At 48.1% G+C, this 19,777-nt stretch carries 22 protein-coding genes; 15 read left to right on the plus strand and 7 right to left on the minus strand.

Annotated elements, in window-relative coordinates; translation table 11 throughout:
* Window positions 1-20: 20 nt before the first annotated feature.
* Genes JCM10914_RS21050 through JCM10914_RS21060 form a run of 3 tightly spaced genes read right to left on the minus strand, consistent with a single transcriptional unit; the run spans window position 21 to window position 2,236 of the window.
* Entirely contained in the window at window positions 21-770 is a 750-nt protein-coding gene (locus JCM10914_RS21050) for a MerR family transcriptional regulator (RefSeq protein WP_023964424.1), read from the minus strand.
* A 15-nt stretch (window positions 771-785) separates the two neighbouring features.
* A complete protein-coding gene (locus JCM10914_RS21055; protein WP_023964426.1) occupies window positions 786-1,523 on the minus strand; it encodes an ABC transporter permease in 738 nt (245 codons plus the stop codon).
* On the minus strand, window positions 1,520-2,236 hold the full coding sequence (locus JCM10914_RS21060) for an ABC transporter ATP-binding protein (RefSeq protein ID WP_023964429.1): 717 nt from the start codon (window positions 2,234-2,236) through the stop codon (window positions 1,520-1,522). The genes JCM10914_RS21055 and JCM10914_RS21060 overlap by 4 nt, the downstream gene beginning before the upstream one ends.
* Window positions 2,237-2,400: 164 nt before the next feature.
* Here JCM10914_RS21060 and JCM10914_RS21065 point away from each other — a divergent pair, with 164 nt between their 5' ends.
* The 8 genes from JCM10914_RS21065 to JCM10914_RS21100 all read left to right on the plus strand — a co-directional run bounded on the left by JCM10914_RS21065 (window position 2,401) and on the right by JCM10914_RS21100 (window position 11,082).
* Window positions 2,401-2,907: a hypothetical protein gene (locus JCM10914_RS21065; protein WP_023964431.1), complete on the plus strand. Its 507-nt coding sequence runs from the start codon at window positions 2,401-2,403 to the stop codon at window positions 2,905-2,907.
* A gap of 139 nt (window positions 2,908-3,046) precedes the next feature.
* Complete coding sequence (locus JCM10914_RS21070) at window positions 3,047-4,117, plus strand: helical backbone metal receptor (protein WP_023964433.1); 1,071 nt, start codon at window positions 3,047-3,049, stop codon at window positions 4,115-4,117.
* Between the two features lie 14 nt (window positions 4,118-4,131).
* Window positions 4,132-5,127 carry an iron ABC transporter permease gene (locus tag JCM10914_RS21075; RefSeq protein ID WP_023964434.1) on the plus strand — a complete coding sequence of 332 codons (996 nt, stop codon included), beginning with the start codon at window positions 4,132-4,134 and terminating at the stop codon, window positions 5,125-5,127.
* A 2-nt stretch (window positions 5,128-5,129) separates the two neighbouring features.
* Complete coding sequence (locus tag JCM10914_RS21080) at window positions 5,130-5,903, plus strand: ABC transporter ATP-binding protein (protein ID WP_023964436.1); 774 nt, start codon at window positions 5,130-5,132, stop codon at window positions 5,901-5,903.
* A 30-nt stretch (window positions 5,904-5,933) separates the two neighbouring features.
* On the plus strand, window positions 5,934-6,455 hold the full coding sequence (locus JCM10914_RS21085; protein ID WP_023964438.1) for a HugZ family protein: 522 nt from the start codon (window positions 5,934-5,936) through the stop codon (window positions 6,453-6,455).
* 38 nt (window positions 6,456-6,493) lie between these two features.
* Window positions 6,494-6,760, plus strand: a complete 267-nt coding sequence (locus tag JCM10914_RS30795) for a hypothetical protein (protein ID WP_023964440.1) — start codon at window positions 6,494-6,496, stop codon at window positions 6,758-6,760.
* Window positions 6,761-6,765: 5 nt separating this feature from the next.
* Window positions 6,766-6,984, plus strand: coding sequence for a hypothetical protein (locus JCM10914_RS30800; RefSeq protein ID WP_231638727.1), 219 nt, complete (start codon window positions 6,766-6,768; stop codon window positions 6,982-6,984).
* Window positions 6,985-7,392: 408 nt separating this feature from the next.
* Window positions 7,393-11,082 carry a glycosyl hydrolase family 18 protein gene (locus tag JCM10914_RS21100; RefSeq protein WP_036719411.1) on the plus strand — a complete coding sequence of 1,230 codons (3,690 nt, stop codon included), beginning with the start codon at window positions 7,393-7,395 and terminating at the stop codon, window positions 11,080-11,082.
* An 81-nt stretch (window positions 11,083-11,163) separates the two neighbouring features.
* Here JCM10914_RS21100 and JCM10914_RS21105 read toward each other — a convergent pair whose 3' ends face one another.
* Window positions 11,164-11,646: an SRPBCC domain-containing protein gene (locus JCM10914_RS21105; protein ID WP_023964446.1), complete on the minus strand. Its 483-nt coding sequence runs from the start codon at window positions 11,644-11,646 to the stop codon at window positions 11,164-11,166.
* A 145-nt stretch (window positions 11,647-11,791) separates the two neighbouring features.
* On the opposite strand from JCM10914_RS21105, the gene JCM10914_RS21110 reads away from it, so the two are divergent.
* From JCM10914_RS21110 to JCM10914_RS21120, 3 genes are all read left to right on the plus strand, one after another.
* Window positions 11,792-12,202 (plus strand): VOC family protein, encoded by a 411-nt coding sequence (locus JCM10914_RS21110; RefSeq protein ID WP_023964448.1) that lies wholly within the window; start codon window positions 11,792-11,794, stop codon window positions 12,200-12,202.
* Window positions 12,203-12,341: 139 nt separating this feature from the next.
* The gene (locus tag JCM10914_RS21115; protein WP_023964450.1) at window positions 12,342-12,770 is read left to right on the plus strand and encodes a MarR family winged helix-turn-helix transcriptional regulator; all 429 of its coding nucleotides are present in this window, start codon (window positions 12,342-12,344) and stop codon (window positions 12,768-12,770) included.
* 121 nt (window positions 12,771-12,891) lie between these two features.
* A complete protein-coding gene (locus JCM10914_RS21120; protein WP_023964452.1) occupies window positions 12,892-13,536 on the plus strand; it encodes an FMN-dependent NADH-azoreductase in 645 nt (214 codons plus the stop codon).
* Window positions 13,537-13,584: 48 nt separating this feature from the next.
* On the opposite strand, the gene JCM10914_RS21125 is transcribed toward JCM10914_RS21120, so the two are convergent.
* Window positions 13,585-13,989, minus strand: a complete 405-nt coding sequence (locus JCM10914_RS21125) for a VOC family protein (protein ID WP_023964454.1) — start codon at window positions 13,987-13,989, stop codon at window positions 13,585-13,587.
* A 110-nt stretch (window positions 13,990-14,099) separates the two neighbouring features.
* The gene (gene cls, locus JCM10914_RS21130) at window positions 14,100-15,554 is read right to left on the minus strand and encodes a cardiolipin synthase (protein ID WP_023964456.1); all 1,455 of its coding nucleotides are present in this window, start codon (window positions 15,552-15,554) and stop codon (window positions 14,100-14,102) included.
* Window positions 15,555-15,777: 223 nt separating this feature from the next.
* Between cls and JCM10914_RS21135 the strand changes: the two genes are divergently transcribed.
* Complete coding sequence (locus JCM10914_RS21135; protein ID WP_023964458.1) at window positions 15,778-16,857, plus strand: AI-2E family transporter; 1,080 nt, start codon at window positions 15,778-15,780, stop codon at window positions 16,855-16,857.
* Window positions 16,858-16,950: 93 nt separating this feature from the next.
* Here the strand turns inward: JCM10914_RS21135 and JCM10914_RS28580 are convergent, their stop codons facing one another.
* A complete protein-coding gene (locus JCM10914_RS28580) occupies window positions 16,951-17,877 on the minus strand; it encodes an exosporium glycoprotein BclB-related protein (protein WP_023964460.1) in 927 nt (308 codons plus the stop codon).
* Window positions 17,878-18,187: 310 nt separating this feature from the next.
* Here JCM10914_RS28580 and JCM10914_RS21150 point away from each other — a divergent pair, with 310 nt between their 5' ends.
* From JCM10914_RS21150 to rnhA, 3 genes are all read left to right on the plus strand, one after another.
* Complete coding sequence (locus JCM10914_RS21150) at window positions 18,188-18,721, plus strand: DUF2179 domain-containing protein (protein WP_023964462.1); 534 nt, start codon at window positions 18,188-18,190, stop codon at window positions 18,719-18,721.
* A 125-nt stretch (window positions 18,722-18,846) separates the two neighbouring features.
* A complete protein-coding gene (locus JCM10914_RS21155; RefSeq protein WP_023964464.1) occupies window positions 18,847-19,059 on the plus strand; it encodes a hypothetical protein in 213 nt (70 codons plus the stop codon).
* A 41-nt stretch (window positions 19,060-19,100) separates the two neighbouring features.
* Window positions 19,101-19,766, plus strand: a complete 666-nt coding sequence (gene rnhA / locus JCM10914_RS21160; RefSeq protein ID WP_023964466.1) for a ribonuclease H — start codon at window positions 19,101-19,103, stop codon at window positions 19,764-19,766.
* The last annotated feature ends 11 nt before the right edge of the window (window positions 19,767-19,777 follow it).

Here is a 19,777-nt window from a genome sequence, read left to right on the forward strand (position 1 = left end):
GCAAGAAAGGGCAGACGCACTCATGCGTTTGTCCTTTTTAAATTCCCATGATCATTCAGCAGGTTAATTAATTCGTGGGCAGCTTCAATCCCTTCCTCCAGCGAGTTCGTCAGACGGTCGGTAAGCGCTATGATGTCCTCATGTTCATCCGGTGTATTCAGAATATGCCGGACGTCCAGTTCTTTCGTCTGTTCGTATTTATTAAATAACCGTAGAATGGCACTCGTGGAATAGTGAGCGGATCGTAGCGTGCGGATCATTTTCAAGCGGTTCATCTCACGGTCGGTATACGCGCGATAGCCGTTATCGTGGCGAGGGACTGACAGCAATCCGTTCCGCTCCCAATTGCGAAGGATTTCGGTTGAAACCTCAAGTTGGCTGGCCGCTTCTTTTAAGCTGTAGGTTTGCGTGGATACCTCTTCGGTTCCGCTAAGCCATTGTTCAACCAGATCAATTACCTCCAAAGCTCGCATATGTTCCTGCTGCAGCCGGCCAAGGTACTGAACAGCAAGCTCGAGTGCCAACGTAAACTTCTCTTGGCCACTGGCTTCTACGATTTCGCGTGCCATAGCCCGGATATGACCCTGCACGATTTCACAACGAAACGCCGTGCGCGCAATCCGAAGCTGATACAGATGCAGATCGGAATATAAGCGGTACCCGTTATCCGCGCGAGGAACGGGGGAAATATATCCCCACTCCTCATACAAGCGGACGGTGTTCGGGTGTAATCGTGCCCTGCCGGCGATTTGCGCTGTCAGGTATCCCACGTCATATCCATCTCCTTACTTCCACCTAAATAATTTGACTGATCCGAATATGCCGACCATAATACATGCTCCGATCACGATCATGGCGATGTAGACATCTTGCAGCGGCTCGCCAAGCGAGACGTGCTTCATGAGGTGAATCCCTTGTGCCAGCGGGAGTAAATCCATGATTCGCTGGACGAAGGACGGCATAATCTCATATGGAATCGTTGCTCCCGAGAACAACAGCATGGAGAAGTAGGCGAGGGAGCTCCATAGATTGGCTGCTTTTTGATCCGGTACAACGCTTCCGATGAAGATTCCGATCGCGTACATGGCGATTAGCACGTTGGCATATGCTGTCAAGAACGCCATCCAGCTGCCGTTCATTTCATATTGAAACAACAAGATGTAGATAAGGGTTACCCCAACAAAAGATATCAGGGCTGACGTAAACTGAATGACGCCTTGCGCAAGCAAGAGCTGAAGCGGATTCGCAGGCGTAACCTGGAATCTCTTCAGGATCCCACGGTGCCGATAATCGGAAATCGTCAGCGGAATGCCCATAACCCCCGTTGCGAGTATGCCGATGGTCACGACAGCCGGATAGGAGACCTCAAACATGGAGGCACCACCCAGTGTAGCGTCTTTACTCATAATATAGCCAAAAAGCCCGGCCAGAATAATGGGAAAGAGAATGCCGAAAATGAGTATATCAAGTCCCTTCCACACCAACCTGCCTTCGATCCTCAGTATCGTCCAAAACATATTCATATCCATTCCTCCTCACCGGCAAAATGCAAATAGGCCGTTTCCAGATCAGGCTGTCCACTCAGCTGTATCACTTCCGAAACCGTACCTTCCACGACCGTCTCCCCATGGTTCAGAATGAGCAGTCTGTCACATAAGGCCTCAACCTCATCCATGTAATGCGAAGTCAATACAATGGAAAGGCCCTGTTCTTTCATCTGCAGCAATTGTTTCCACAGCATCTTTCGTGCTTTCGTATCGAGCCCCGTCGTTAACTCATCCAGGAAGACGAGCTTCGGATTCGGCAGCAGTGCGAGCAGGACCGCGAGCCGTTGCCTCTCGCCGCCAGAAAGCTGCTTGATCAGTTGTTTCGTTTTATCCTCCAGTCCAAAGGCGGCCAGTAACGGCGCGACCTCCTGCGGATGCCGGTATAATGCACGCCACTGTATGCAAGCTTCTTCAACCGTCATTTTGTCAGGGAAATGGGTTTCTTGAAATTGTACGCCCACCTCCTCGAATACTTCCCTTCGTGCGGCAATCGGTGACTTTCCAAGGAGAAGGAGCTCATCGGAGCGGCTTGACTCAACACCTAGAATAGCGGCGATGCTGGAAGATTTCCCTGCTCCATTGGCGCCCAACAAACCAAACGTCTCACCCTTGGCTACCGTAAAGGATAGGTTCTTAACGGCTTGTTTGTCACCATAGGCGACCGAGAGATTTTGAACGGATAACAACATGGAAACACCTCGTTTCGTAAGAGTAGATTCAGACTATACCAGACAAGGGCAAGGTTGGTGGCTTACTGGAGGGTTGGAGATTGTCCAAATGGAAGAATGCGGAACTTTTCGGGAGTCGCGTGCGTCTAGAAGACATTACTGTTGTTGAGGGGGATAGGATAATAATGCAATGGGCTAGAGCTACTGTAATGGGTATGTTACTGGGAATGGGGATTTTAACGGGCTGTGTTGTTGGAGAGCGAGTAGAGCCGTTGGTTCTTGAGCATGAGGAGGCTGCGTTTGATATTGAATTGAAATATGGCGTACATCAAAAAAATGCAATAAATACAGCAGCGCAGCAGGTTGTCAAAGATCTACAGAATGGGGAAGTTGCTGTATTGAACCATTTTCAGTTCTCAGACGAGGAACGCCGGCAGATCTATCAAGAGATTATGCAGACGAATGCTATGGAGGAGGATAAACAGTTAACCACGGAATGCAATATGAAGCCTCACGCCAGCTATGATCTTACCGTTACTGTATCGGATAAAAGCAAACGGTTTGCATGGAGTCAATGCGACAAGGGAGAGGATGGGATGGAGATGACCCGGCTCGCTCAATTCATTATCGAACTGCTTAGACAGAGAGAAGAATATCAACAGCTGCCTGCGGTTCAGGGTGGATATCAATAAAATCGGATCGGCTCCATAGCGAGCCGGTCTTTTTTATTGAGTGTCGTTTCAATTGAGAAAAATAATTATTGATAATGATAATCATTCTATGTATAATGATTATCATTATCAATTACATATCTATTGGGGGTATTTTTGAATGCGCAACCGTTTATGGAAATTATCCATTCTCGTACTTAGTTTGATGCTGCTTGCAGCATGTGGAAACACGACAAGCAGCGGTTCTGATGAAGGGACCAATCAGCAGGTGGCAGCTGCCAATACAGATAGCGGTACGGAAGCCGGAAGTGAATCTGGTCAAGAGACGAATGAAGCAGGAACCGAGGAAACGGAGGATGCTAGTCGTAACGAGCAAGTTGATATACCGGAAGTCACCGTAGATGAAGAGAAAGTAAGCGAGCTGCTAGCGCAGTTCAGTGACAAGACACCGCAAACGGCTGTGACACTCTCCGTAGCTATCACGGAATTGTATAGCGCGCTTGATCTTGCATTGGCAGGTGTTCCGACTACACAGAGTCAGCTGCCTGAAGCGTATGCGGATGTCGAGCGGGTTGGAAGCTCACATCAGCCTGATCTGGAGAAGATCGCTTCCTTGCAGCCGGACACGATTCTAGCGCCTGCATCGATCAAGGACAGCATCGGCAAAATGGTTGAACCAGCCAAACTCCCGGCAGCTTACCTGCCCGTGGATTCCCTTGATGAGCTGAAAGCGTCCACTGTGGCTCTGGGTCGATTGTATGGGAAAGAGGAGCAAGCGCAATCCGTCCTGCAGTCCTTCGCGAAGGAGGAGGCGGAAATACTGAAATCGGTTGAAGGTAAAGCCGCTCCGACGGTTATGTTCTTGTTCGGTTCGACGGAATATTTGATGTTGATGAACGAGGATACTTTTGCGGGAAGCTTGGCCAAGAATCTGGGTGCTTCCAACGTGGTAGCAGACACGCTGAAGTCGTCCGAGACGTATGTTCCGTTCAACATGGAGAGCGTGGTGCAAGCCAATCCTGATGTGATTCTGCTAGTCGCTCACGGTGATGCCAACGCGGTAGCGAAGAAATTCGAGGAAGACGTGAAGAAGAATGGTGCCTGGGAGAAGCTGAAGGCCTTCCAGAACGGCAAGATGCAGCCGCTGGACTATAACCTGTTCGGCATCGCATCCCTGACAAAAGCGCCAGAGGCTTACAAATCGCTGGCCTCTATTCTGTACGGTGAATAGAGAGGAGCTTGATCTTGGTTAAGGAGAAGCATAGGAAGAAGCTGCTGCTCATATTCCTTGTATTCGTGCTGCTGGTCGTAGCAGTTATCGTATCCATGGGCATTGGCAGCGTCAGGTTAACGCCATATCAGACGTGGATGACACTCATAGGTCGGGGGGATGCATACTGGAATACGATTCTGTGGGACATTCGAATTCCGCGCGTGCTGCTGGCATTCATCATCGGTGCTAACCTGGCGGCTTCCGGTGCTTTATTGCAGGCCGTCATGCAAAATCCGCTAGCTGATCCAGGATTAACGGGCGTATCTAGCGGTGCTGCGGTGACGGTACTGTTCATAATGCTGGTGATGCCTGAACTCTCGTCGCTGATTCCTCTCGGCGCGATCGTTGGCGGTGGTGTGGCAGCTATTATGGTATATACCTGGGCGTGGAGTAAACAGAGGGGGATGACGCCCATACGCATCATTTTGTCAGGAGTTGCGGTCAATGCCGTATTTGGCGGTGTGATTGGGTTGCTGTCGATTCTGTACAGCGATAAATTACCGGCTGCCCTGCAATGGATGAACGGAAGTCTATCGGGGAAAGGGATGCGCGATGTGTATGCGATATTGCCCTACTCCGCGATTGGCTGGCTGATGGCTATTGTATGTATCCGGCAAGCGAATATATTGCGACTCGGGGAGCAAGCGGCCCATCATCTCGGTCAGAACGTGAATCAAGTGCGGATTCTGTTGTCCTTTGTAGCTGTGTTCCTGGCTTCGGTATCCGTCTCGAAGGTGGGGCTGGTTGGCTTCGTCGGCTTAATCGTACCGCATATGTCACGGATGCTAATCGGCTCCAATTACCGATACAGCATACCGTTCAGCCTGATGCTTGGCGCGATTGTATTGATCGTGGCCGACACGATCGGTCGATCGTTGTTCAGTCCGCTTGAGATTCCCGCAGGCATTATTATGGCCATGGCGGGAGGACCCTATTTTTTGTATCTCATGCGTAAAGGGGGGGCATAACCATGATGAAGCTGCAGTCTTTGAATATCCGGTATGAGGATCGATCCATTATCCAAGACTTCTCATTAGAGGTACAGCCGGGCGAAGTCATATCGATCATAGGTCCGAACGGTTCGGGGAAGTCGACAATTCTGAAAGGCGTATCAAGGCTCATCCCCTATGACATGGGTCAGGTATTCATAGGGGAGGATGATTTGAAGAGTCTTAGTGTCAGGCAGTTATCGCGCAAACTTAGTATGCTCTCCCAAGCCAATGCAAGCCCGGCCGATATGACGGTCGAGGAACTGGTCAGCTTTGGGCGAATGCCCCATAAGAAGTGGTATAAACCGCTGGATGAACAAGATGCCCTCATCATGGAATGGGCTTTACAGCTCACTGGGATGGATCGGTATCGCGATCGACTGGTCTATTCTCTATCTGGCGGTGAAGCACAAAAAGCATGGCTGGCCATGGCTCTTGCCCAGCGTCCTGCGATACTACTGCTTGATGAGCCGACGACCTATCTCGATATCGCGCATCAGCTTGATGTGCTGGAACTGGTAAAGTCGCTTAACCGGGAGCTGCAGTTGACAGTCATCATGGTGCTGCATGATCTTAATCACGCTAGTACATACAGTGACAAGGTGTGTGTCATTCATCAAGGAACGATTAAAGCATACGGTCCTCCCAAGCATGTTCTTACTACGGAATTGATCCGGGAAGTTTACGGTGTTGAGGCAGAGATCGAGTTTAAAGAGGAAAACCACCCACGGATTCATGTGCTTCACAAAATATAAACTATTTTTAAAGTTAAGGGAGGGCTTGTGATGAAGGTTATGGATACGGAAGCAAGCAAGAAACAGTATATGGAATTTGCTAACGGCCTGAAGTCGTTGATCCTCAGCACGATTGATGAGACAGGGAGGCCCTTTATTTCCTATGCTCCCTTCGTGCAGACACAAGGTAAGTTCTACATCTATATCAGTCGTATCGCGCCTCATTATCGCCACCTTGAAGAACAAGGGCTGGTTGATGTGATGCTGATCGCAGATGAGGTATCTACGTCAAACCTGTTTGCCCGAGAGCGTGCGCGATTCACCTGTGTGGCCAGGAATATTGGGGAAGAAGGATATGAGGAAATATTTGAATTGTTCGCAGAGACCTTCTCAACCCCGATGATGACCATGCTGCGCGGCCTGGATTTCTCCTTATTCGAGCTTGCTCCGTCGGCAGGAAGGTATGTGGCCGGGTTCGGCCAGGCGTACGATATAGATTTGACAGCCGATAGATTCGAGCACGTGGCACGGGAAGGACACGGTCAATCCGTATCTAATGCAGAAAAGTCATAAACCGGATGAATCATTAACCATATGAAGGAGGGAATCGTATGTCAACGTATGCAACACTGCTGCCTGTATGGAACGCCATCCAGAGCCGATTTCATGAAACGGTCAGAGGCTTACAAGCGGAAGAACTCGGATTGCAGTTAGCCGGAGAGTCGGCATCGATCGGTTACATGCTGCGTCATAACGCCGAGGTAGAGTATATGTTCGCGGCCTGGTTCTTCGATCTGCAAATGCCCGAAGGCTTCAGGTTCAGACGAGCCGGGGAGCGACTGGAAGCTCTGCTGCATTCACGGACTTGGATGAGCTGATTCAATTGCTGGAAGCTTCCAATCAGCATCTGTTGGCCGGAATGTCAGCACTTCCTGAAGAGAAATGGCATGAGATCAGGAAGTGTCCGATTGGACCTTCAACGCCGCTGGAGGCTGTGGGGCGCTTAATGTACCATACGGGGATCCACTCCGGCCAGATTTCTTTTCTCCGTAAATATGGAGCGGTGCCGCAGCAAGAGCTGGCGAAGGGCTGTGGAAATTAAAGCATGAGCATCTTAGCAGCTGGATGAAAATCGGATTATGTATCGAGTAGAGTCTCTTCGTGGAGGCTCTTTTTTGTTGATCCAAGGCGCTCTTCAGCATGGTTTCCTTGATAAGTATCACATTTCCTTGCAAAGTGTAAGAATTGTAAATATTTATCCCTTTCATTATATAAATGTATCCCTTCTCAATCAGGCGGTCAGGTTCCATGATATCCATATATCAATTTTTTATAGCATTAAAAGTGAATGCACGAAAGGAGGGCAATCAAGCGTAATTTCCGTAATCCAGCAAATCAAGTAACCGCTTTCGAACACCTGAATTTCAGTAACTTGCACAATGGATAAGTCATGATGTTGTAATGATCCATGCAATGAAATTTATGAACAGAGGTGAAATCGGTGACACGAATGATGACGAAGCACCCGAGATGGATGGTTTGGTTCCTCGCACTAATACTCATATGGACTCCGTTGTTCAGCGCGCCTGCATCCTATGCAGACGAAGGTAGACCCCCCTCAGATGATTCTGCAGTTAGTATCAGTAATGATCCAGTATCGCTAACAAGCGCTGCATATGCTGCGCCACAAAATCTAGAATTAGTCGAGAAGACATTCAATTCAATTACAGTGAAGTGGGACCCCGTACAAGATGTTGATCCTTGGGCCATTGGATATTGGGTAACGATTCAAAATGAAGTAGGTTCAGAAGGGAAATGGGCGTCAGGTGCGGAACCTTTCAAGTTAGCTAACTTGCAACCAGCTACGCGTTATACGATTACAGTTAAAGTAAACGTGGGTGGTGCCGAAGGGAGTGAGCCCCTTGTCGTCACGACTGATGAAGACGATGGCAGCATCGTTTATGAAAAGGCACCGCTAGCGCCACCCAGTTATATGAAAGTCATCGCCGTTACGGCGGATAGTGCAACGCTGGAATGGGGGGCTAGCCCTGAAGCAACAGGATATGATACATACCTGAATGGAAATTACCACCGTTATGAGGAAGGAACCCAGGTAACTTACGGATCGCTCCAGGTTGGAGAGTCATATACGTTTATGGCCAGAGCCCAGAATCCTTCACTAAATCCGTCATCGTCTCTTGATAGTAATGCGGTTACGATGATATGGGGGGAACTCGCGCGGCCGCAAGGGCTGCAGATTATTACTGCCACAGCTTCAACCGTGGCGTTGGGCTGGGCACCTACTCCTGGCGCAACATCTTACGATATTTATCAGGGGGAGGAATGGATCGGCTCGTCCAGTAATAATCGATATACCGTCACAGGTCTAGTGAAAGACCAAGCTTATGAGTACCGGGTTGAGGCAAAGAACAGTTTATGGTCTTCATCAATAAGCGATTCTATTACTGCCACTCCTGGAAGCAACTATAATAATATAACTTATTATACAGCATGGTCGGTATACGCCCGTGGTTTCCAACCTGAACGAGTGGACGTTTCACAGATTACCCACATTAACTATGCTTTTGCAGATTTATGTTGGAAGCTGTACAGCACAGCCGGAAAAGAATGCAGCAACGAGAATATCCCTCTCCAAGACCGCTATGTCCATGATGGTGAGATGGTTGTAGGCGATGTGGAGAAGGATCTTGAGAATATGAGTAAATTTGTAAGTAAGCGAGAGACGGATTCACCGCACTTGAAGCTGATGATATCGGTGGGAGGTTGGTCTTGGTCCAAAAATTTCTCGAACATGGCACGGACAGAAGAGACCAGACGGACATTTGCCAACTCGGCGGTTAATTTCCTCAGAGCTTACGATCTCGACGGCCTCGATATTGATTGGGAATACCCCGTGGAAGGCGGGATAGAGACTAACTCGCGCGGACCCGAAGATAAGGAGAACTTCACCTTGTTAATGAAAACGGTACGGGAGGCACTTGATGCTGCCGGATCGGAAGACGGGAAGTATTATCTGTTAACCATTGCCTCCGGGCAGGGGGATAACTTTACGGTAAACGCGGATTTTACGAACTCGGTGCAGTATCTCGATTTTGTCAACATCATGGCCTATGATTACAGTGGTAAGAGTGACGAAATGGGTCATCATAACGCTCCGTTATTCTATGATAAGAATCTACCAAGACCATCAGCTCCGAGAAATCATGTGCTTGGCGGCCTGATGGGTCATTTGAACGGTGGGGTACCGAATCACAAATTGGTGGTGGGTGTACCTTACTATGGCAAGGGTTGGGATGGATGCGGTCCAATCGGCCAGTATCAGGCTTGCAATAAAGGTGGTACGGGTTTTGGATCATGGGAAGCGGCCATCTTCGACTTCAGCGATCTTGAGGATAACTACATCGAACAGAACGGCTACAAGCGTTATTGGAACGAATCGGCCAAAGTCGCTTATCTCTACAATGACCAGAATAAAGTGTTTATCACTTACAACGATGAGAACACTATGAAGTACACGGCTTCTATCGTAAAATCGCTGGATCTCGCTGGCGTCATGAGCTGGGATATTAGCAGTGACAGGAATCGAACATTAACGACGCAGCTTGTTCACGACCTTCCGATCAACGGAGCCCAGAACCCTTCGGCGCTTCCGGCTCCTGCCAATCTATCGCTGGGAAGTGTTGGCGCTGGCTCCATTCAAGTGAAATGGGATGAAGTGAATGGAGCAACGGAGTACGAGGTATATGTCAACAACGCGTGGAATGGGAGGGCTTCGGCTAACAACTTTACGATCAGCGGTCTGCGTGCTTCCACGAACTATAAGATCCATGTGCTCGCGGTGGATCGAACGGAGGATGAGATTAACCGTGTCTCCAGTGCCTCGAATCAGTTGAGCGTCACGACTTCAGGAAACAGTGCGGGTGGATCGGATGGTTCCGGCGAAACAGGTGGTTCTGGCGGATCCGGAGGATCAGGTTCAACACCACCTCCACAACCGCCTAAAGCCGAGAATCAGCTTGAAGTGAAAGTTGTACTAACAGGAGATAAGGCTGTAGTTACCTTACCAACAACGGCAGCAATTAACCGCATTAATCAATCGAATTCCTTCAACTTTCAGATTCATGCTGGAGAAGGGGCGAAGCAGGCGGAGATAGAAATTCCGCAAGAGGTTATTGCAGCCGTTGCCAAAAAAGGAGCTCAAGCGAGCTTGTCCGTTATCGTTAACGGCATTGAATACCGAATACCGGCTTCGCTGATCTCGGTTTCCGGTCATGTGAAAGTATCGATCATAGCTCCAACGGCAACCGAAGCAGCAAGAGTGGCATCGCTCCTCAAAGGCAAAGAAGCACTGAACAGTCCGCTACTGTTCAAACTCGAACAATTGAATGCTGACAAGAGCACAACCGAACTTAAGCATTTCGGCAAAACCTACGTCAGTGAGTTTGTGACCGTGGATGCAAACAAAATCAATACCAAACGTGCAGCCGGCGTAGTTTATATATCAGCTAACCATGAGCTGCGTTCCGTACCGACCTTGTTCAAGACCAATACCGATGGTACCGTGACCGTGGAGATTAAGAAAACGGGCAACGGGATATACGCTCTCGTGCAGCAGGATATACGGTTCCTCGATGCGATTCCGAATTGGGCGAAAGAGGATATTACACAGGCAACTGCTCAGTGGATTACAGCCGGTGAGCGTGAAGGTATATTCGGCCCAGGCAACACCATGACACGCGCTGAAATCATAGCGGTCATCGTTAGAGCGCTCGGTCTCCTTCCGGACGACAGCTATTCCAATTTCGCAGATGTAAACGCCGAATCGAGTTATGCCAGAGACATAGCAGCTGCGAAAGCGGCCGGCTTGGTAAAGGGGCGCACAGGCAATATCTTTGATCCGAACAGCCCAATTACACGTGAAGAGTTGGCAGTCATCTTGAGCAACGTGTTGGATTATGCGGGCAAGAAGAACGATGTCAGCCTCGTATCGTTAAGCAAGTTTACGGATCGCGCGGACATTTCTTCCTTTGCGCAGGCATCTGTTGCCTTTATGGTAGATCAGAACATTCTGAAGGGAGTATCCGCTACCCGACTCGATCCGAAGTCGACCGTTACCAAAGCGCAGACCGTGGTGACCGTAATGAGAATGCTGCGGACGCTGGGTTTATCTAACGAGTAGTTTATGTACAAAAGATGTCTCACAAGTGGCAGTGTTGTTGCTTGGAGGCATCTTTTGTTCGCGTACATGCAGGAGAAATGTCTAGTTCAGATGATCTCGCTTCATGGCCGGGTGTTGATATTGTTCTACTACACGCTTCAGTTGATTGAATTGCGGCTTGAGGACGAGCCGCTTGGTCAAGCCCCCCATCAGCTTACCGATGATTGTGTAATACCAGTTGCTTGGTGCAGCAGACGCCAAAATACGAACGAGCGTACCGCTTCCTGATCGGGACAGGCTGTACCTGGTTGTACTGAGTCCTTCTTTGGACGTGGTTGTGACGGTAATAAGATAGGGAGGATCGTACTCTACATATTCAGCTGGAAAGTGCCTGACTTTCTGATCAATGCGCTGCACAGAGGTATATCTTGTACCGGGGACGGGCAACTTTCTTTCTTCCTCGGATTCATATATATTTTCGATAACAAACGAGTTCCATAACCTAAGTTTCTCGTCTTCTATGAGATAAGGGAAAACTTCCTCAATATCAGCTTCAATGTATATTTCCAGCGATTGATCCATCATAGCGGTAGGCTCCTTTATGTTGACATCTATGACATGAACTAACATTGTAAGCGATAAGACTTGTTTTGAACATAGCAATTAAGAAGAAATGCAGGATCAGGACAAGAGTTAGAATGAAATCATCAAATAGAAGAGGTGATTGAATATGGCTTTGAAATGTTCGAATATTTTTGTGAACCTGCCTGTCCGTGACTTGGATAAAACGAAAGAATTTTTCTCCGCCATCGGTTTTGAATTTAATCCGCAATTCACGGACAAGAACGCAGCGTCTCTGGTTATTGGAGATAACATTTATGCGATGCTGCTGACGGAAGATTATTTCAAGACCTTCACCAAGAAGAATTTGTCCAATGCAAACACCACCACAGAAGTTATTATCGCCTTGTCTGCTGAGAGCAGAGAACAGGTGGATGAGATTGTGAACAAGGCCTTAGGTGCAGGGGGATCGCCTTCCAATGATCCGGTAGATCACGGGTTTATGTACAGCTGGAGCTTTCAGGATCCAGACGGTCATCTGTGGGAAGTACTCTATATGGATCAGAGTTATATTGAATAAATCCCATGAGTGGCAGGTATTTCGGGCATGATGTCCTGGAGCCTGCCACTTTACTTTTGCCAACATCTCCGTTATATTTGTATGTGCAAACAATAAATGGCGAATCAGAATGATAAGTTTAGGGAAAGAGGTAACCTGTATGCTCAATACGTATATTAAGGAATGTCTTTACTTCACGGCCAATCGTCTTAGCCGGGTAATTACCAAGATGGCGGAAGACGAGTTTGCCGCAAGCGGATTGTCGCCAACGTATGCCTACTTATTGATGAGCGTATATGAGAAAGAAGGTATCTCGCAGAAGGAATTAGGCGAAATTCTGCACCTTCAGCCCTCCACCGTCACCCGCTTGGTTGAGAAATTAATCGTTAAAGGATTGGTGTATAACCGGGTGGACGGAAGAATGTCATTGATTTATACAACGGATAGAGGGAAGGCACTTGAGAACGTAATTTATGAGTGTTGGAACAATCTGCGCAGCCGATATGGCGCCATCTTGGGCCATGATGAAGGGGATGAGTTATCTCAGCGGCTGTATGCGGTTAGCGATCAACTGGAAAATAAAGATTAAGTCTTTGTTTTTCATTCAATAATATTTGTATGTGCAAACAAATGTCTTTGAAAGGAGGTGATAACGATCAACTTTTAGACTGTAGTGAGTGATAAAACATATTAAAGGAGAATGCAAACCTATGGACAGAACCCTTATCATTAATGCCCATCCTAGAGTCGAGTGCGAGGAATCTTTAAGTCTGCAAGTATTGGAACACTTTATTAGCGAGTATCAGGCGCGAAATCCGGAGAACTGGATAGAGCAGATCGATTTGTACCGTGAATACATCCCTGCGATTGATGTCAACTTGCTGAACGGGTGGGGGAAGATGGAGAGCGGAGATCATCTTACCGAGGATGAAGAGCGGGCGCTGGGGAGAATGATGGGAATCTTGCAGCAGTTTAAGCAAGCGACTCATTACGTAATTGCGATGCCACTGTATAATTTCAATGTGCCTTCCAAGCTGAAGGATTATATGGATAATATCATCATTCCGAAGGAGACGTTCCGATATACGGAGCATGGCTCCGAAGGACTGCTCACCGATGGTAGAAGCATCGTGGTCATACAGGGCAGTGACGGTATCTACACTGAGAACGACTGGTATAGCGAGGTTGAATATTCGCATAAATATTTAAAGTCGATGTTCGCGTTTATGGGCATTACCGATTACACGATTATCCGCGCCCAAGGCCATGCGGTTCTGGACAAGAACGATATATTGGCTCAGGGCCGATCGGCTGCGACAGAGATCGCCAAACAGTGGAGTGAAGCAACAACTTGACATAAATGAGAACGGCCCGCCAAGTCATCTCTTGGTGGGCCGTATTGTCTAGTTAGCTTCAACTTCAGTCGTGACTTGCCATAACACCCCATACTTATCTTCCAGCACGCCGAATAGCGCCCCCCAAAATTGGATTTTCAGAGGATCGATCACCTTGCCTCCAGCAGCCAAGCGATCAAAAGCTCCATGTGCCTCGTCATCACTCTCAAACGATAGGGAAAGATGTATGCCATTGCCGCGATCGAGCTTCTGGAATACCGTATCAGCCATGTACATCGGAATACCGCCTGCAACAAGGCTTAAATGCATTACCTTGTCTTTCATTTCTTCTTTGGTTCCGGGAATCTCACCATGCGTTTGCACGGATATGACCTCTCCTCCGAGTGCGGCAATATAGAACGCTGCTTGTGCTTTGGAATCTTCCGAAAAAATATACGGTGTAAGTTTGGCCATAGTTAACATCCTCTCTAGATTCATGAATTCAGTCCTCACAATCCATTATAACCAGGAAGATATGCTCCCAATTCTCCTGGACTGTTATGTTCTGTAACCCGGAAAACGAACTAGAGGATCGGAGACAGCAGCCGAGAGATCGATTCCTTAAACTTTACCCAGCGAGACCGCTCCAGATAGTGTTTCATCGTCAAGATGCGGGATACTCGCAAATCTTCATGGAATATCTCCGTTAATTCCCTGGATATTTGTTCGTCATACAGGAAGGCATTCACCTCAAAGTTCAGCTTGAAGCTGCGAACGTCGATGTTGGCTGTACCTACCGAAGCAATGCTCTCATCAATGATGATGGTCTTGGCATGAATAAAACCGTTGTTGTACAGATAAACGTTAGCTCCAGTTTGCAACATCTCGCCAATGTAGGACAAGGTCGCCCAATAAACGAAAGGATGATCCGGCTTGTCCGGAATCATCAGATGTACCTCTACCCCTGATAGGGCTGCGATTCGAAGGGCATCGAGCAGGCTGGCATCCGGGATGAAATAAGGCGTCTGAATATAGATGGACTTCTTGGCCGATGTAATCATCTTGATATAACCGTTCTTGATATGCTCATACCTTGAGTCCGGTCCGCTGGTCACGATCTGGATGCCAACGTTGCCGGGAGAATTGATCTTGGGAAACAGGTTTGATTCGTAGGAGATATCATGATGATGCGAAGCCTGATTCCAATCGAGAATAAATCGGACTTGCATTGCGTATACAGCTTCTCCTTGAATGCGAAGGTGGGTGTCACGCCAATACCCGAATTTGGAATTCAGTCCTAAGTATTCATCCCCTACATTAAAGCCGCCAACATAACCGATGTTGCCATCAATGATCACGAGCTTGCGGTGATTCCGATAATTGAGACGTAGATTTATGAAGCGCAGCTTGGACGGGAAGAATGCCTCCGCCTCTCCGCCGGCTTCACGGAAAGCTCTGAAGAATCCTTTGGTTAGCTGCCTTGAACCGAGTTCATCGTACAATACTCTGACCTTAACGCCTTGCTTAGCTTTTTTGGTTAATAAGGACATGAGTTTCTTCCCTAGTTCATCCCGGCGAATAATGTAGTATTGAAGATGGATGTAATCTTCGGCTTCCTCAATGTCTTGGAACAGACGATCAAATTTTTTCCGTCCATCCGTGAATATATCGACATGATTATCATCCGTAAGTATCGCTTGGTTCTCGTTAATCTGCATATGTATTAAATCGCTGTTGTCTTCAGCGGCCTGATTGCGGAAGTGAAAATCTCCCTTGCCGATCCCTTTCATTTGAGACAGCAGCACGTTCTCAATGCCTGTCTTCTGTAGGTCGTCCCAGTGAAATAAGCGGATTCTTCTCAGGTTTTGGGCAAACAGGAGATAAAGTGCGAATCCAAGGATGGGAATAAAGAATAGTACAAGCAGCCAAGCCCAGGTAGAGCCAGCGTCCCGCCGTTCTTTAAATACAACAAACACGGCGAATATAATATTGAGTATGATGATCAAGCTAAGAATAATGGATGTCGTTGCGCCATACATGAAGAATATTCCCTCCTAATACTTTAGTAATCTCCTGATGCAAATGATTTAATCCGGTGTGCCATTCGATTGATACTTACGTACTACGTCAGGTCGAGCCTGCAATGCCCATATTATACGTGAGCCTAGCACAGAAGTATATAACGGTACCTGACCGCTTTCATTTGAATCCTAACTTGCTGTCATGATAGGATGAAAGAAACAACTGGAGATGAGGCGTGTTTTGTTGAAAATGAACAAGTTTTTCAAGTTTTGTCTCGCCGTGATTCTGATTTTGATCATCATCTATCTGGGATCGATGGTTGACTTTATATTCAGGCCTGTTCTTTCGTTCTTCTCCATCATCCTGATCCCGCTGATGTTGGCAGGTTTTTTCTTCTATTTACTGCGGCCGCTAGTCGATTACCTTGAGAAGAAAAAGATGAACCGCTCGCTTGCCATTCTGCTCATCTATGTTGTCTTTGCAGGGATACTTACAGGTTTCAGCATTGGTGTGTGGCCATCGCTGCGAGATCAGATCGTCGCGCTGGTGGACAATGCGCCGGCTCTGTTTAACGCACTGGGTAAACAACTGGAAGAATTGGAGAATAGCGCGTTCTTTCAGCAGGTGTTTCCCGAGGACGTTAATCCTCTTACACAACTGACGGAATACTTGAATCGGGGATTTGTCTTCTTGACAGATTATATTATGAACCTGTTCTCGTTCGTGTCGACCTTTGCCATCGTATTGTTCATGTTCCCGATCCTTCTGTATTACATGCTGAAGGAGGGGGCCAAGTTTGGGAAGAAGGCCGTCAGCTTTCTGCCGAATCGGTTTAAGGAAGACGGCGCATCGGTATTGGATGAAATCAATAATGCGCTGAAAGGCTTCATCGTGGGCAGGGTGCTTGTCAATCTCGCCCTTGGTGTATTAATGTACATAGGCTTCTTAATCATTGGCTTACCCTATGCGCTGTTGTTAACGGTTGTGGCTGTCATTGCCAACTTCATTCCGTTCATCGGGGCCATTCTTTCTTCGATTCCAATTGTCATTATCGGATTTATCCAGTCGCCTGCGACGGCGATCTGGTCCCTGATCGTTATTCTCGCTGCTCAGCAGATCCAGGATAATCTGATTGGGCCGTATATATTCGGCAAGCAGCTTGCCATACATCCAATCAGTATTATTATCCTGGTCTTGGTCGGACAAGATATAGGCGGAATTATTGGGGTTCTGCTCGTGGTACCTGTATATATGATCCTCAAGATTGTTGTCACCCGAGTATATCAATTATTCTTTAAGGAAAAATGGGAAAAAGCATAGCTACATGAAGAATGGGGCATCCGAGGTCCGTAAAGACCTGTGGATGCCCTATTGCTATAGGTCTATTAAGTCAAGTCTGCTTCGAAACCCGGCTTAGATGATGCTTACACCTGCACTACCGTAACCGGCAAGGGCAGTTACAAGAGTCAAGCCAGTTGCGGTTGTGGAGAAGACCATTAACAAGCGGGTATTGGCTGCAACAGGGATAGCAAGACCGTCCACGAATCCGTTGCTCACAGTTCCAAGAATGATTGTCCCTGTATACGGCGGAGCCAGCGTTACGAGAGCACCAGGGATAGGGGTAAATATGTTACTTGTGGCTGGTGCACTATACAGCTGTGCAGTGACTGTAACTGTAGTTCCGAGCAAATCCAGCGCTAATGTATTGCTGAATGTTGCTGATATGCCTGTAATAGTACCGGCGCGTGGTGTATTGAATGCAAAGTTAAGCGCAGTTCCTGCGGCACCTGTGATGTCAACTTCTCCGCCTGCGAGTGTAACGGTAGGTCCGGAGATACCGAAGCCAACCAAACCAATCGTTCCTACTAATCCGCCTAATACGGTTGTCAATGCCAGCGGCAGACCGGATGCGAATGGGATGATAGCTCCACCGCCGGGAAGGCCAGTAGCTCCTGTAGCTCCAGTGGCGCCAGCAGGACCCACCGCGCCTGCTGCTCCAGCAGCTCCAGTAGGTCCGATTGGCCCAACGGGTCCGATAGTTCCGGCAGGTCCAGTCGCTCCGGCAGGTCCAGTCGGTCCAGTCGCTCCGGCAGGTCCAGTCGGTCCAGGAGTTCCAGTGGATGGACCAGCGGGTCCAACAGCCCCTTGCGGTCCAATGGGGCCGATAGGTCCGAGTGCTCCTTTTGGCCCTTGCGGTCCAATAGGTCCACGTGGTCCTCTTTGACAGCGACGATTCACATGGCCGCCGTGAGATGGACATCTCTTTTTCTTGGCGTGCAGCACTTCTCTCTCTATTTTTATAAGAGCATACAATTTTTTTCTTCTAGAAGAACTTCCCAAATTTTAGCACCTCCTTAGATTTGATTTATACTACGCAACTATTCCTACCTCTGTATGGGTGAATCCCTCTTAAACGGCAGATAAATACCTATTATCATCAGAATGTACGCTAGCCCTGATTCATCTGTCCCTGAAGGGATTACTTTCACAATAAGGTGGTTACGATGGCAGGTATGGGTAAATGATAGTGGTGGCTTCAGTGGATTGGCATTCGGGTAAACATAGGGTAGTACGTGTTGAGAGTAGAATGTGGCCCTTGTTTATTGGTTGTAATTGTAGGGAAAGTTGTGTGTGGCAAAGGAGTGGAGGTATGATTTCATGGGCGTTGGTTGGCTCCATTATTGGCATTAATGTTGTGTATGTATCGATATTTACGCTTCGATTGATCTTGATGATTAAAGGTAGAAGAGGCCTTGCCTCAGCGCTGTCTATGTTGGAAGTGTTCGTATACTTGCTCGGACTGAATTTGGTGCTACAGAATTTGGACAATCCTGCGAATATGGCAGCTTACTGTATTGGTTTTGGATTAGGCGTATATATTGGAAGCCGAATCGAAGAGTATTTGGCATTAGGTTATATCGTGGTGCAGGTGATCGTGAACTCTCTGGAGACCGATCTTGCCGTTACGCTCCGCGAGCGGGGATATGGCGTGACCGCATGGGCTGCTGATGGCAAGGATGGTCAACGGCTCGTCTTGCAGGTACTTGTGAAGCGGAAGAATGAGCGGCGGTTGATGGAGACGCTTGGTAAGCTGTCGCCGCAAGCTTTTATTATTTCTCATGAGCCCAAGAACTTCAAAGGCGGCTTCTGGGTTCGATTGACGGAAGGACGCAAACTTAGATAAAACCTTATGATTAAGTAGAAGCCTGTCTCTAGATGAAGTATTCGAGACAGGCTTCCGGGTTCCCATCCGAATCCAAATGACATACAATAGAATCATCGCGAATGATGAAGGAGTGTGAGCCGCATATGGCCCGTACAAGAACACAGAAAGCGCTCCGCAAGGCGGAACGTGCAGGAACATGGACTGATGTGCTGTTAAGGAAGACCAATGCAGATTATGGGGCGATGTCGCAACATGTGCGAGTGAAGCCAAGCAAACACGAACAGTTGAATAAGGTCAAACACAGAAAGCGGGTCGGAGACGATGGCGCTTTTTTTTATTGGTTTTGCTGGATGTGATATAGTACGCTAGAGAGGATCGTTCAGGATGGAGGTACATAATGGCGAAGCAAAAGTACTATGTCGTCTGGGTCGGCAACGTACCCGGTATTTATACAAGCTGGGGGGATTGTCAGCAGCAGGTCAACCAGTTTACGGGAGCCAAGTTCAAGGCATTCGAATCCAGGGACGAAGCGGAGAAGGCTTTCGCTGCAGGCTATAAGAACTACTGGGGGCAGCAGTCTAGCAGCGGCGGGGGAACGAAGACGTCAAGCAGCTATAAGCGCAATAGTTCTGCAGCAGTAGTGGCAGATCCGGGTGAGATCGATTATGACAGCATCTCTGTCGATGTCGGTACACGCGGAAATCCCGGACCGGTTGAATATAAAGGCGTGGATACGCAGACAGGCGATGTCCTGTTCTCCTGCGGCCCCATACCAAAGGGGACGAACAATCTAGGGGAGTTCCTGGCCATCGTTCACGCGCTGGCTTACTTGAAGAAGCTTGGTAGCAACAAGACGGTGTATACCGATTCCATGAATGCAATGAAATGGCTGAAGCAAAAGAAAGCCGTATCCACCTTGCCCCGCGATGCTTCAACCAAGGAGATATGGGATTTGGTAGACAGGGCCGAGCATTGGCTCAGAACGAACACGTATGAGAATAAGGTATTGAAGTGGCAGACGAAGGTCTGGGGAGAGATTAAGGCCGACTATGGACGTAAATAATATATAGAGAT

Origin of the sequence: Paenibacillus sp. JCM 10914, assembly GCF_001315105.1 — a bacterium.
In the GTDB taxonomy this organism is placed as follows: Bacteria; Bacillota; Bacilli; order Paenibacillales; family Paenibacillaceae; genus Paenibacillus_AQ.

Excerpts from the sequence above, each read along its gene's own strand:
- JCM10914_RS21055 (WP_023964426.1), bottom strand. The coding sequence starts at position 1,523 with ATGAATATGTTTTGGACGATACTGAGGATCGAAGGCAGGTTGGTGTGG.
- JCM10914_RS21060 (WP_023964429.1), bottom strand. The coding sequence starts at position 2,236 with ATGTTGTTATCCGTTCAAAATCTCTCGGTCGCCTATGGTGACAAACAA.
- JCM10914_RS21065 (WP_023964431.1), top strand. The coding sequence starts at position 2,401 with ATGCAATGGGCTAGAGCTACTGTAATGGGTATGTTACTGGGAATGGGG.
- JCM10914_RS21070 (WP_023964433.1), top strand. The coding sequence starts at position 3,047 with ATGCGCAACCGTTTATGGAAATTATCCATTCTCGTACTTAGTTTGATG.
- JCM10914_RS21080 (WP_023964436.1), top strand. The coding sequence starts at position 5,130 with ATGATGAAGCTGCAGTCTTTGAATATCCGGTATGAGGATCGATCCATT.
- JCM10914_RS21085 (WP_023964438.1), top strand. The coding sequence starts at position 5,934 with ATGAAGGTTATGGATACGGAAGCAAGCAAGAAACAGTATATGGAATTT.
- JCM10914_RS30795 (WP_023964440.1), top strand. The coding sequence starts at position 6,494 with ATGTCAACGTATGCAACACTGCTGCCTGTATGGAACGCCATCCAGAGC.
- JCM10914_RS21100 (WP_036719411.1), top strand. The coding sequence starts at position 7,393 with ATGATGACGAAGCACCCGAGATGGATGGTTTGGTTCCTCGCACTAATA.
- JCM10914_RS21105 (WP_023964446.1), bottom strand. The coding sequence starts at position 11,646 with ATGATGGATCAATCGCTGGAAATATACATTGAAGCTGATATTGAGGAA.
- JCM10914_RS21110 (WP_023964448.1), top strand. The coding sequence starts at position 11,792 with ATGGCTTTGAAATGTTCGAATATTTTTGTGAACCTGCCTGTCCGTGAC.
- JCM10914_RS21115 (WP_023964450.1), top strand. The coding sequence starts at position 12,342 with ATGCTCAATACGTATATTAAGGAATGTCTTTACTTCACGGCCAATCGT.
- JCM10914_RS21120 (WP_023964452.1), top strand. The coding sequence starts at position 12,892 with ATGGACAGAACCCTTATCATTAATGCCCATCCTAGAGTCGAGTGCGAG.
- JCM10914_RS21125 (WP_023964454.1), bottom strand. The coding sequence starts at position 13,989 with ATGGCCAAACTTACACCGTATATTTTTTCGGAAGATTCCAAAGCACAA.
- cls (WP_023964456.1), bottom strand. The coding sequence starts at position 15,554 with ATGTATGGCGCAACGACATCCATTATTCTTAGCTTGATCATCATACTC.
- JCM10914_RS21150 (WP_023964462.1), top strand. The coding sequence starts at position 18,188 with ATGATTTCATGGGCGTTGGTTGGCTCCATTATTGGCATTAATGTTGTG.
- JCM10914_RS21155 (WP_023964464.1), top strand. The coding sequence starts at position 18,847 with ATGGCCCGTACAAGAACACAGAAAGCGCTCCGCAAGGCGGAACGTGCA.
- rnhA (WP_023964466.1), top strand. The coding sequence starts at position 19,101 with ATGGCGAAGCAAAAGTACTATGTCGTCTGGGTCGGCAACGTACCCGGT.